Below are 12017 nucleotides of genomic sequence, written 5' to 3' on the forward strand. Positions count from 1 at the left end.
AGGACTTCATGAGCGGAAGCAAAGAGGCAGTACGGGTCGGACTCATCGGCTATGGATACGCAGGCAAGACCTTCCACGCACCAAACATCCGCGCGGTGCCGAACCTGCCGCTGACTGTCGTCGGATCGAGCAAACGCGACGTTCTCGCGGTCGATATCCCCGAGGCCATTGTCTGCGCGCCGGAAGAGGTGCCGACGCACCCTGATGTCGATCTCGTGGTGATTGCCACGCCGAACGACAGCCACTTCCCCCTTGCCGCTGCCGCCATGCGCGCGGGGAAGGATGTCGTCATCGATAAGCCGTTCACAGTCACGCTTGCCGAGGCGCGCGAACTGCAGAAGATCGCCGTCGACACTGGACGCCTGCTCTCGGTCTTCCACAATCGCCGCTGGGACAGCGAGATTCTCGCGACCAAGGCCGTGCTTGAGTCGGGTGCCCTTGGGCAGGTGACTCACTACGAGTGCCACATGGACCGCTACCGGCCCAACGTGCGCAAGCGCTGGCGCGAAGATCCCGGTCCCGGCGCAGGCTTGTGGTTCGATCTCGGTCCGCACCTTATCGACGCGGCGCTCTATCTCTTCGGCCTGCCGCATTCGGTCAGCGCTACCATCCGCACGATGCGTCCAGGTGGACTGACTGACGACTACGCGCATGTTCAGCTCTTCTACGACAAGATGAACGTCATCCTCAACGCCACGATCGTCGCCGCGAAGGGCGGTCCACGCTCCGTCGTTCACGGCATGGCTGGAACCTGGATGAAGTATGGACTCGACGTGCAGGAGGCGCAGCTCGTCTCCGGCATGCCGCCGACCGACCCGCGCTTCGGCGTCGACCCCGACCCCGGCCTGCTCTTCGACGGAGCCACCGGCACACGCACCGAGATCTCCGCGCCGCCCTCGAACCAGAGCCTCTACTACGCGAGCATTCGCGACGCGATCCTGTCTGGCCATCCCGCGGAGATTCCGGCCCGTGATGCGGTCGCTGTGATGGCGATCCTCGAAACCACCTTCAAATCAGCCGCTGAAGGCCGCGTCCTCCCGCTGTCACTGACGCAGGAAGAACGCGCAGCCTGGAGCTAGGAGGCAGGCAGGCTACTCCTTGCCGCCCTCGATCAGCCGGATCATCTCGACCAGCACCTTGCGCGTCTCCTGGGCGTTCGCAACCTCGCGCAGGAAGTTGATTCGCGCGCCCTTCATGCCGTCGGCTGTCTTAAGACGCAGGTTGAAGCCGAGACGGTCGACTGCCGTCATCGCCGCTTCGGTTGCCTCGATCTGGGCATGCGCCTGCGCCAGCTTGATCATCGCGTCCACATGATCTGCGTTCATGTGCGAGAGAATGCCCGGAGCTGCCTGCGCCAGCGGGTCGGGCGCGGCGTCGACGTAGTCCTGCGCGCCAACCCATCCCATGACACCGAAGCCGCCGACGTAGTAGAGGTCCAGCGGCTCGAGCCGGAAGAAGCTGAAGTCCGCGAAGTCGACCCAGTAGCGGCTCTTCTCATGCCGCGCCAGGTAGCTCTCCCTCACCTCGGCGAGGTCGCCCGAGGGCACAGGCTCGGCTTGCCCGATCAGCGTCGCCCGCGCTGCTCCGAGAACATCGCCATCCTCTGCCTTCTGCTCCACGAAAAGGCTGCACCTCGGGTCGGCTTTCAGGTTCTGCGTATGCATGGCCATGTTGCTGATGAGGAAGGTCGGCCTTCCGGCGGCATCGAGCCCGAACGGCATCAGCGACCCAAACGGAAAGCCCGGATGTTTACGCGACACGGTCGAAAGCGTGGCGACCGAAGTGATCGAGAAGAGCGTGCGGACACGCTCGGCGTGGCTCGGTTCAGGAGTCTGCGGCAGCGCGGGGCCGGTGTAGGCGTGCTGACGGGGTGCGGCGGTATCGGTCGACGACATGGGCAATCTCCGTCTCCAGACTAGCCCACCACACCCCTTCCCAGGCTTGCTATGGCTCGAGCGTGAACTCCGAGTGCATCTCCGCCTGCGATGACGTTCCGATCCACAGATCGAATGCACCCGCCTCAAGCACCGGTATCCGCTTCGCCGGGCTCCAGAAGCCAAGCTGCTCCGCCTTGAGCGTCAGGGTGACGGTCTTCGTCTCGTTCGGGCCAAGCTGAACCCGCCGGAAGCCCTTCAACTCGCGCACCGGCCGTGACGCACTTCCCGCTCGTTGATGCGTGTAAAGCTGCACCACCTCGTCGCCGGCAGTGGCTGAGGTGTTCTGCACGTCCACCGAAACCGTCACCTCGCCCGTCTTCTTGAGCGAGGTCGACGACATCTTCATGTTGCCAAGCGTGAAGGTCGAGTAGCTCAGCCCATACCCAAACGGATACAGTGGTGCGCTTGATCCATCCCAGTACCGCGTCTCGGGATCACGGGGGATCTGCGTCAGATTATCGCCATAGTAGATTGGCACCTGGCCTACGTTGCGAGGCCAACTCACGGGCAGCTTACCTCCCGGGTTCGCCGCGCCTGAGAGCAGGTCGGCAACCGCGTTCCCGCCTTCCGTGCCGGGATACCAGACGTCAAGGATTGCAGGAACATGCGCCGAAGCCCAGGTGATGTCGAGCGGCCGCGCGTTCAGCAGCACAAGCACGATCGGCTTGCCCGTCGCGACGGCTGCTTCGAGTAGCTCCTGCTGCTTGCCCGGCAGCGTCAGCGATGACCGAGAGGCCCGCTCGCCGCTCATCGTCTGCGCTTCGCCGAGCACAAGAACGGTCATCTCCGAGTCTTTCACCATCGCGATCGCCTTATCGAACTCCGCCTTTTTCGCCTCGTCGGTCGTCAGCACGGGCTTGGGGTCGGGGAACTGGTCGTCGAAGATCGAGGGCTGGTCGCGGAAGATCTCGACACCCGTCGTCGAGCGGATATTCGTCCCGTTGCCAAACTTGTTCTTGATCCCCTCGAGCACCGTAACGGTATCGGCGGGGTGACCTGCGAGGCTCCAAGAGCCCATCGTGTCCGCCTTCGCATTCGCAAGCGGCCCGATCACTGCGATTGAAGCCGGAGCCTTGGTCAGAGGCAGAAGCCCGCCCTCGTTACGCAGCAGAACCGCCGTCTGGGTCGCGGCCTTGCGCGTGGCCGCACGCTGCGCCGCCGAGATGTTCTCTATCTTCGCGGTGTCGACGTATGGATTCTTGAATAGCCCAAGGCGGTACTTCGCGACAAGAATGTCTCGCACCGCGTCGTCGATCGTCGATTCCTTCACCGTCCCCTGCTTCACGGCGGCGGCGAGGTTGTCGCGGAAGGTGTGGCTGGTCATCTCCATGTCGACTCCCGCGTTCACCGCCCGCGTGGCCGCGTCGCGGTCGTCCGCGCTGAAGCCATGCACGGTCAGGCTCTTCACGGAGTCCCAGTCACTGACGACGAAGCCTTTGAAGCCCCATTGCTCCCGCAGCACGTCGTGCAGAAGAAACTTATTTCCCGTTGCCGGAACTGAGTTCAGGTCCATGTAGGCCGACATGAGCGAGCCCGCACCCGCGTCGACCGCCGCCTTGAACGGTGGAAGGTAGACATTCCAAAGCTGGTCATCCGAAATGTTCGACGAGTCGTAGTCGCGTCCGCCAACCGCCGCGCCATAGCCCGCGAAGTGCTTCACGCAGGCGAGGATATGGTCCGGCCCGAGATCTCCCTGGAAGCCGCGCACCTGCGCCTCCGCCATGCGCGAACCCAAGTACGGGTCTTCGCCCGCGCCCTCCATAATGCGTCCCCAACGCGGGTCGCGGGCGATATCCACCATGGGCGCGAAGGTCCAGCGTACTCCGTCAGAGCTGGCCTCACGCGCCGCCATCCTCTGCGCGGTCTCGGCGACCGAGGGTTCCCATGAAGCGGCCATCGCGATGGGAACTGGATAGATGGTCCGGAAGCCATGAATGACGTCGAACCCGACGATCAGCGGGATATGCAGCCGCGATTCGTCGACCGCGATCTTCTGCAGCCGGTTGATCTCGGTCGCGTCCGTGATGAAGAGCAGCGAGCCGATTTGGCCCTTGCGGATGCCGTCGTCGACGGCTTTCTTGTCGGGCGTGTTCATGGCGGTCTGGCTCATCTGCCCGATCTTCTCTTCGAGGGTCATCTTCTTCAGAAGATCGTTGGCGAACCGGAGGGCCTCAGGATTAACGTTTGTCTTCGGATTGCTGGAAACGGCCGCCTGGGCGAGCGTGCGCGACGCCAACGGAACTGCGGCCAGAGACAAAGAAAGACCCGCAACGACTGCGAGACGGAGATGGCTGCGGGTGAATCCACGGGACGAACGCATGATCGAAACTTCTCCTCAACATGGGGTAGCGACTTGCCGGCCAGGGCGACAGGAATTCGGAAAGCAGAGACGCAGGAAATCTACAGCCATGCCAGCTTACTGCGAACGCAGCACTTTCGGCACGTCGGCTCGAAACAAAGACTTCAATCGTTGGCCCTGCCCTCCTACCCCTCAGGCGTCAACGCAACCGGCTCGTCCCAACCGCCCGGCGGAACGACCGTTGGCGCAGTCTCAGATGGACCCCACGTATGCGGCTCATAGACGTACACCGGCGTTGTCTCTTTCAGCACGGGGTCGACAATCCGCCAGGCCTCTTCCACGTAGTCCTGCCGCGCGAAGAGCGTAGCATCGCCCGCCATCGCGTCGCTCAGGACACGCTCGTAGGCTTCCATCGTGTCGGGGCCGGGGTGCCGGCTCGCCACAAGCTCGACTGCCTCGCGCGGGCCGCCTTCCTTCTCCGATGCGGCCGAGACGGACATCCCGACCGTCATGTCCGGGCTGATTCGGAATCGCATGTAGTTCTGCGGGACATCAGGCTCGGAGATATTTGTATGCGGCGGGCGGATGAAGCGCGCCATCACCTCGGTGCATGTGCTCGGCAGGTTCTTGCCCGACCGGATGTAGAAGGGAACACCCTCCCAGCGCCACGAGTGGATCCACAGGCGCATCGCCGCAAAGGTCTCGGTCTGCGAGTCAGGCGCGACACCCTTCTCGTCCAGGTAACCACGAAATTGTCCGCGCACCAGGTCTTTCGAGAGAATAGACGGGATTGCCTTCAGCACCTTCACCTTCTCGTCCCGCTGCGATTCGCTGTCGTTTCGTGCCGGTGGTTCCATGGCTAAGTTGCACATGATCTGGAAGATGTGATTCTGAATCACGTCGCGGATGGTGCCGGTCTGGTCATAGAAGGCTCCGCGACCCTGCACGCCGAAGTCCTCCGCCATGGTGATCTGTACGCTCTCGATGTAGTTGCGATTCCAAAGCGGCTCAAGAAACGAGTTCGAGAATCGGAACGACACCATGTTGTGGACAGGGGCCTTCGCGAGATAGTGATCGATCCGGAAGATGGACGACTCCGGAAACGCCGACAGCAGAATCCGGTTGAGTTCCTGCGCCGAGGCCAGGTCATGCCCGAACGGCTTCTCCACGATCATCCGGGCATCCGTTGCGCATCCCGACTTCACGAGTTGCTCGACCACCTTCTCGAACAGCGCCGGAGGAATGGCCAGGTAATGGGCTGGCCGCTTCGCCTCGCCCATCGCCTGCTTCACCGCGGTAAAGGTCGCCGGGTCGGCGTAGTCGCCGTCGACGTAATGCAGCAGACCTTCCAGCTTCTCCCACGCCCCCTGGTCGAGACCGCCATGCTTTTCGAGGCTGTCTTTCGCGCGATCCTTGAACTGGTCGAGCCCCCATCCTGCCTTCGCAACCCCGATGACGGGCACGTTCAGCGTCCCTCGCTTGATCATCGACTGCAGCGCCGGAAAGATCTTCTTGTACGCAAGATCCCCGGTTGCCCCGAAGAACACAAGAACGTCGGAATGTGGCTGGCTCAAAAAGGCATCTCCTCGGCACCCGCTCGGCAGGTATCCACCCTCGATTCTACGCCCGTGCCAGGGCCCCAATTATCAATTGGCGGTGAGGACCCGAACGCTTGTTTCGAATTTTCAGGTGGACTTGCTCTGGCTGCTGCGATCTTCGGCGGCTCACGACGTACTAACATCTTTCAATGGCTAAGACCCGGGTTCGCGGCGGCTCCGAGATGCCTGACGACAGAGAACCCCGGATCGATCCGCGATTCGCAAGCTACAGACTGATCGTTCGCCCTTCGAGGATCCATCGCTTCGGCCTCTTCGCGGCAGAAGACATTCCGGCGCGGCGCAAAGTGATCGAGTACGCCGGCGAAAGAATCGGGCGCGAAGAGACGATCCGGCGTCTTGGTGACCAGGCGAAGCTGATGTACCTCTTCACTCTCGACAAGAAGGACTGGAGCGTAACCATCGACGGTTCCGTCGGAGGCAGCGGTGCCGAGTACATCAATCACTCCTGCGACCCTAATATCCGAGCCTGGGTCTTCAAAGGTCATCTTCTTTACATGGCCCGTCGGGCCATTCGCGAGGGCGATGAACTCACCATCGACTATAAGTTTCCGAAGGCGTCCATGGCTGTGCCCTGCTTCTGCGGTTCTGCGCAGTGCCGAGGTGAGATAAACCTCAAGTAGGAAGACCGCTGCTGCTATCACCGGGCGGAACTAGGCGCTCTTCGGAGCCGGACCAGGACCGCCCGGGCCTAGACGCCCGATATTACTGGTTCCACCTGAGCCGCCCGTTACCTGCTCTAGGTCTTTATCGGTGAGTTCATCCGCGGAGGGTGTTTTCGACGGATCGCTCTGCTCGCCTGGATGGTTTTCGGTGTATTCCGGCATGTCAGCTCCTCGCATTGGCGCGTCCTCGTATCGGAAGCGCACGCAAAATGTTACGCCAATTCCGTCAGGTCGCGTTCTCGTTCATGTCCGTGGACTAGAATCGTCTCGCTTTCGGGGAACGGCTTTCTCGGATGCGAAACACAACTCACTCCAATCTACCGGTGGCTAACGCGCGTAGGTAGAAGTGAGAGCGGCAAGCAGTCGAAACGAAACGGCCTCCTGCGAAAACCGCAGCGCCGGACGAAACGAAACGCCACTCGAACGCACCATCGAAGAGACGTCGCGGTCAAACCCGTCCGAGGCGTATTGCTCCACTAGCCAAATCTCTCGCGGTCATTACAATCGCGAACGATCCGTCCGGTCGAATACTGGCGTTCGCAGACCTCATTGACGACGCCCTGTTTCTACCCAACCGTTCCTCAACATGCTTCCAGCAGCCACGAACGGTGGAAGTCATCCTCACCTCGAACCCAGGATCCAGGAGAAGATTCATGTCGCAGATCAGCGAAGACCCCAAGAAGCCTATTCCAGAGGAACTCAACGAGAAGGAACTCGAGACGGTTTCGGGTGGCATCAACCCCCAGCCCCTTCCTCCGCATCATCCTCCGTCAGACGACTAGTCAGGCGGATAAAGCCCAAGCTCGAAGGCAGGTTGGCTCCCTCTGAAAGGTTCAAGAGTCGGCCCGCGCGGCCCCGGCAACACAAGACACGATCCAAGGAGAACACCATGTCACAGCACATCAGCGAAGAGCCCAAGAAGCCCGTCACCAGCACGCCCAAGGATGAACTGAACGAAAACGAACTCGAAACCGTCTCCGGCGGCATCAATCCCCAGCCCCTTCCGCCGTTCCACAAGGAAGACTAAGCCTCGATACGATAGTCGCCCCAGGATGGGTCTGCTCTTTCCGGGAGCAGGCCCACTCAGACCAATTGCCCCGCCGCAATGCCGATAGGTAAAAAAGGAGAACACCATGTCGAATCTCATCAATGAGACCCCGCAGGAAGAGACCAAGAAGCCCGCAGCCGGCGCTGATGCCGACGAGCTGAAGGATGAGGAGTTGGAGAATGTGTCAGGTGGTCGCCCTATCTCCCTCAACCCGCAGCCTCTGCCTCCGTATGATGGCGGCTTCTAGTCTGGTCTTTTCTCGCGCTGCATCGTGGTGGCTCCGGGCATGAGAGCCACCCGGCGAGAAGCACCTCGGAAGCCCCTCCTGGTCCACCGCACGCGCCTCACAGCCGATCCTTCTTCGGACGGACTAAAATGGCCGCGATGCTTCATCGACTGACACTCGTACTGCTCGTCGTCGCCGCCACGGTGTCGTATGCGCAACACCCGGCAGCTTACGGCCGCGCTCTCGATGGCAACGCCGTAACGGATCTCGCCAGACCGAGTACCAAGGCAGTCGTCCTCTTCTTCGTCGCCTCGGAATGTCCCATCTCAAACCGCACCTTCCCCGAGATGAAGCGCGTCCGCGAAGCGTTTGTTACTGCGGACGTCCGCTTCTGGTTCGTATACCCGAACGCCGACGAAACGCCTGAAGCTGTCCGCGCCCACCAGGCAAGCTTCGACCCGGGAGGAGAAGTCCTTCTCGATCCCGACGGCAGACTCACCCATCTGACTGGAGCCACGACGACGCCTGAGGTCGCGGTGCTCCTTCCGAACGGCTCTTCGTGGAAACCCGTCTACGTCGGCCGCATCGACGACCGCTACGTCCGCCTTGGCATTGAGCGCCCGCAGGCCACGGAGCACTTTGCGGAACGTATCCTTCGCGAGGTTCTCGACGGCAAGCCTGTTGAACGTGCCACCGGCTCTCCCGTAGGCTGTAGCATCATGAGCGCATCCTTCGGCAGGGGTATGCGGTGAAGCACAACGCCATCCGTAGAACGCTCGGCGTAGCATCTGCGCTTGCCGTCGGATTCCTCGGACTGACGAAAGACAAGTCGCGCAACGTGCATGCTGCCACGGACGTCACATGGCGGCGCCAGATCGCACCGATCGTCTACAAGAACTGCACAAGTTGCCACCACGAAGGCGGCTCCGGCCCATTCGCGTTGTCGAGTTACAACGGCGCAAAGCGCTGGGGCAAGCTCATGCAGACCGTCACCACAAGCCGCTACATGCCGCCGTGGCTTCCGTCGCTCGAAGGCGTGCATCTTCAGGGCGATCGCAGGCTCTCCGACGAAGACATCGCGCTCATCGCCGCATGGGTCAGCAGCGGCATGCCGGAGGGTGCAGGACCAGAGCCGGCCGCGCCGGTTTTCGAGAAAGAGTGGGCTCTCGGCAAACCCGACCTCATCCTCGAGATGCCCGCCAGCATGACCGTGCCGGCGTCCGGAACCGACCTCTTCGAGAACTTTGTCCTGCCCGTCTCGCTCGACCGAACACGCTGGGTCCGAGCCATGGAGATCAAGCCCGGCTCGCCCCGCGTCACGCACCACGCCAACGTCATCCTCGACCGCACCGCCTCCATCCGTCGTGCACACCCGTCCGACTGGCAGAAGGGTATTCCCGGCATGGACATCCTCGTCGACTCCGGCGACAAGTTCGATCCCGACAGCCACTTCCTCTTCTGGAAGCCCGACTCTACTGCCCTTATTGAACCCGAGGGCATGCCCTGGCGTCTCGACCCAGGCACCGACCTTGTCCTCAACATGCATCTCAAGCCCACTGGAAAAGAGGAGTCCGTCCGCGCGAGCATTGGCCTCTACTTCACCGACAAGCCAGCGACGGCGCAACCCATGCTTTTGCAACTCGAGAACGACGCCGCCCTCGACATCCCTGCAGGCGACCAAGCCTTCATCGTCGAAGACAAGCTCAAGCTCCCCGTCGCCGTCGATGTTCTCGGCATCTACCCCCATGCGCACTATCTCGGCAAGCGCATGGAAGCATGGGCGACGACGCCTAGCGGCGAGCGCCGTTCTATCCTGCTCATCAAGGATTGGGACATTGATCGGCAATCCGTCTATCGACTATCCACGCCGCTAACTCTGCCGAAGGGTGCCGTGGTCCACATGCGCTACACCTTCGATAACTCCACCGCAAATATCCGCAACCCGAATTCGCCGCCCATCCGAGTTCATGCGGGCAATCGATCGGTAGATGAGATGGCTCACTTCTGGCTTCAGGTCCTACCCCATCCCACGCAGAAGGAAACTGACCCACGCCTGGCCCTCGAACGCGCGTGGATGGAGAACCGCCTTAGCAAGAGCCCGAACGACGAACTCGCTGAATATAACCTCGCCGCGCTCACGATGCAGGAGGGCAACCCGCAGCGAGCGGCGCAACTCTATCGCCAAGTCCTCAACCAGCGCCCCGATGACCCTCGAACCATGACCTCCCTCGGCTCCGCTCTCGCACTGGCAGGCGACATACCCGGAGCCCAAAGCCAGTACCGCGCGGCCATGGCGAAGGATCCCAGCTACACCGATGCGGCCTTTGACCTCGCCTCCCTCGATCTGAGCCACAATGATCTGGACGAAGCCCAGCACACCTTTCGCCAACTCACCATCGGCCACCCGGACGATCTCGACGCCCATGCCGGCCTAGGCAGCACGCTCCTCGCAGGCGGCGATGCTGCCGGAGCAAAGCAGGAGTTCGCGAAGGTCCTCACATCCGCGCCCGACAACTTCGAAGCCCTCTACGGCTCAGCCCAGATCGCCCTCCAGGCGAGCGATCTTCCCACAGCCGAAGACCTGCTCATCCGCGCCCTCGCCGTCCGCGATGACGCCGATGCCCATCGCTCCTTGGCCCTCGCCTACGCGGGCAGCGGCACCCTCGGCAAGGCTGTCATCGAGCTCGAAGCATGGAAGCGTCTCGCACCAAACGATGTCGAAGCGTATCGCGCCCTTGCGCAGGTCTATCAGCAACTTGGAAAGCTTCCTGAAGCACTGATGGAGCAGAAGGCCGTAGTTCGTATGACCACCAGCACTGCAAGCGACTGGAACGATCTCGGTGTTATGGAAGCGCAAGCTGGCGACAAGGTCTCCGCACGCCGCGACCTGGAACATGCGCTCTCGCTCGAGCCCGGGAACGAAGTCGCCATGAAGAATCTTCGACGGCTTTAGCTAGCGGTCGTCCGATCGCTCGACGCCCGCACCACGAGATCGCAGCGCACCAGCACATCGCGCACCGGATGATGCGGCCGCTCCAGCCGGTCGAGCATGGTCGACATTGCTATCGCGCCAATTTCGCCGCAGTCCTGCCGCAGCGTCGTCAGGGGAACAGGCAGAAACTTCGCATAAGTCACATCATCCACGCCGACGATCTTGATGCGACCAGGTATCTCCACGCCAAGCGAGATCAACGTCCTCATCAGACGGGCCGCGGTGATGTCGTTCGCACACACAATCCCATCCGGATTTACTCGATCCAGCATCGCTCGCACAAAGCCCGTGTCTTCGAAGTCGCCCAGGACAACCTCACCAAACCCGTTGCCTTCGGTCCGCAACGCGCTGAAGTAGCCGGCAATCCTCGCGTCCACCGTCGGAGCCGAGTTGTGCCGCGCCGCAAATATGATCCGCGTCGCGCCGGCCTGAAGCAGGTGGCGCGTCAGCAGATGCCCAGCCCGATGATTATCGATGCCGACAAGGTCGAACGCACCCCGGTCCGGATAACGTTCGACGCCGCGATCGAGCAGCACGACAGGAATTCCCGAGTTGGCGAGCATGGTCGCGATGCGCCCATTCGTCGCATCCCGGGTAAGCGAGAACTCTGTGGGCGCGAAGAACACGCCCGCGACCTTCTGCTTGATGTACTGCGCGCATAACTGCTCGGCGGCCTTCTCGCGGCTGCTCTCATTGCTAGCCGTGTGCCCCCAGGAAAGCGAGTGCGACTTTGCGACCGGCGAACGCATCATCCCCTGGCAGATCGGCTCAAAGATTTCTGTCGTACCAAGGTCTGGAATCAGCAGACCGAACTGCATGGATGGGCCATGCGGGCTTTCGTTGACGTAGGTGCCGGAGCCCGGCCGGCGAATGACAAGCTTGTCGCGCTGCAAGGTTTGAAAGGCCTTCGCCACCGTGATACGCGAAGCCTGAAATCGCTCACAAAGCAGGGCCTCGCTCGGCAGCCGATCCCCGGGCTTGTAGACACCCGATTCGATCTCGCCCAGTAACTCTTCGTAGATGGTTTGATATCTCGGCGACTCGGTGGGGCTTGAGGCCGATCCACTGGAGGAGCCTTTCTTCTTCTTATCGCCACGCATCAGATTGCCTCATGTGGAACGCACTTCTCTGCAGGCTCATCTCGAAAGCATGTGAGGCCACAAGAATACGTCGTCCATTGTACCCTCGTGTCGCGGTACGAACCGGCCACGCGGAGTACCGTAACTCGCAACGT

The 12017-nt window shown here is 61.7% G+C and carries 12 protein-coding genes; 7 read left to right on the forward strand and 5 right to left on the reverse strand.

Annotation, left to right across the window (positions count from 1 at the left end; genetic code table 11):
• The first annotated feature begins 8 nt into the window (after positions 1-8).
• A complete protein-coding gene (locus GRAN_RS21890) occupies positions 9-1079 on the forward strand; it encodes an oxidoreductase (RefSeq protein ID WP_128915206.1) in 1071 nt (356 codons plus the stop codon).
• Positions 1080-1091: 12 nt separating this feature from the next.
• On the opposite strand, the gene GRAN_RS21895 is transcribed toward GRAN_RS21890, so the two are convergent.
• The 3 genes from GRAN_RS21895 to zwf form a co-directional block, all read right to left on the reverse strand.
• A complete protein-coding gene (locus tag GRAN_RS21895) occupies positions 1092-1895 on the reverse strand; it encodes a HugZ family pyridoxamine 5'-phosphate oxidase (protein WP_128915207.1) in 804 nt (267 codons plus the stop codon).
• Between the two features lie 49 nt (positions 1896-1944).
• A complete protein-coding gene (gene bglX, locus GRAN_RS21900; RefSeq protein WP_128915208.1) occupies positions 1945-4257 on the reverse strand; it encodes a beta-glucosidase BglX in 2313 nt (770 codons plus the stop codon).
• 164 nt (positions 4258-4421) lie between these two features.
• A complete protein-coding gene (gene zwf / locus GRAN_RS21905) occupies positions 4422-5810 on the reverse strand; it encodes a glucose-6-phosphate dehydrogenase (RefSeq protein WP_128915209.1) in 1389 nt (462 codons plus the stop codon).
• A gap of 173 nt (positions 5811-5983) precedes the next feature.
• Here zwf and GRAN_RS21910 point away from each other — a divergent pair, with 173 nt between their 5' ends.
• The gene (locus tag GRAN_RS21910) at positions 5984-6475 is read left to right on the forward strand and encodes an SET domain-containing protein (RefSeq protein ID WP_206662828.1); all 492 of its coding nucleotides are present in this window, start codon (positions 5984-5986) and stop codon (positions 6473-6475) included.
• A gap of 30 nt (positions 6476-6505) precedes the next feature.
• Here the strand turns inward: GRAN_RS21910 and GRAN_RS21915 are convergent, their stop codons facing one another.
• The gene (locus tag GRAN_RS21915; protein WP_161571099.1) at positions 6506-6679 is read right to left on the reverse strand and encodes a bacteriocin; all 174 of its coding nucleotides are present in this window, start codon (positions 6677-6679) and stop codon (positions 6506-6508) included.
• Between the two features lie 491 nt (positions 6680-7170).
• Between GRAN_RS21915 and GRAN_RS21920 the strand changes: the two genes are divergently transcribed.
• From GRAN_RS21920 to GRAN_RS21935, 5 genes are all read left to right on the forward strand, one after another.
• On the forward strand, positions 7171-7299 hold the full coding sequence (locus GRAN_RS21920) for a bacteriocin (protein WP_128915211.1): 129 nt from the start codon (positions 7171-7173) through the stop codon (positions 7297-7299).
• A 107-nt stretch (positions 7300-7406) separates the two neighbouring features.
• Positions 7407-7544, forward strand: a complete 138-nt coding sequence (locus GRAN_RS21925; RefSeq protein WP_128915212.1) for a bacteriocin — start codon at positions 7407-7409, stop codon at positions 7542-7544.
• A 106-nt stretch (positions 7545-7650) separates the two neighbouring features.
• Complete coding sequence (locus GRAN_RS25625; protein ID WP_161571100.1) at positions 7651-7812, forward strand: hypothetical protein; 162 nt, start codon at positions 7651-7653, stop codon at positions 7810-7812.
• Positions 7813-7940: 128 nt separating this feature from the next.
• Complete coding sequence (locus tag GRAN_RS21930) at positions 7941-8543, forward strand: redoxin family protein (RefSeq protein ID WP_128915213.1); 603 nt, start codon at positions 7941-7943, stop codon at positions 8541-8543.
• A complete protein-coding gene (locus GRAN_RS21935; protein WP_128915214.1) occupies positions 8540-10744 on the forward strand; it encodes a tetratricopeptide repeat protein in 2205 nt (734 codons plus the stop codon). The genes GRAN_RS21930 and GRAN_RS21935 overlap by 4 nt, the downstream gene beginning before the upstream one ends.
• On the opposite strand, the gene GRAN_RS21940 is transcribed toward GRAN_RS21935, so the two are convergent.
• A complete protein-coding gene (locus tag GRAN_RS21940; protein ID WP_128915215.1) occupies positions 10741-11883 on the reverse strand; it encodes a GntR family transcriptional regulator in 1143 nt (380 codons plus the stop codon). The two genes, GRAN_RS21935 and GRAN_RS21940, sit on opposite strands and share 4 nt — an antisense overlap.
• Between the last annotated feature and the right edge of the window lie 134 nt (positions 11884-12017).

It is taken from the genome of Granulicella sibirica, assembly GCF_004115155.1.
In the GTDB taxonomy this organism is placed as follows: domain Bacteria; phylum Acidobacteriota; class Terriglobia; order Terriglobales; family Acidobacteriaceae; genus Edaphobacter; species Edaphobacter sibiricus.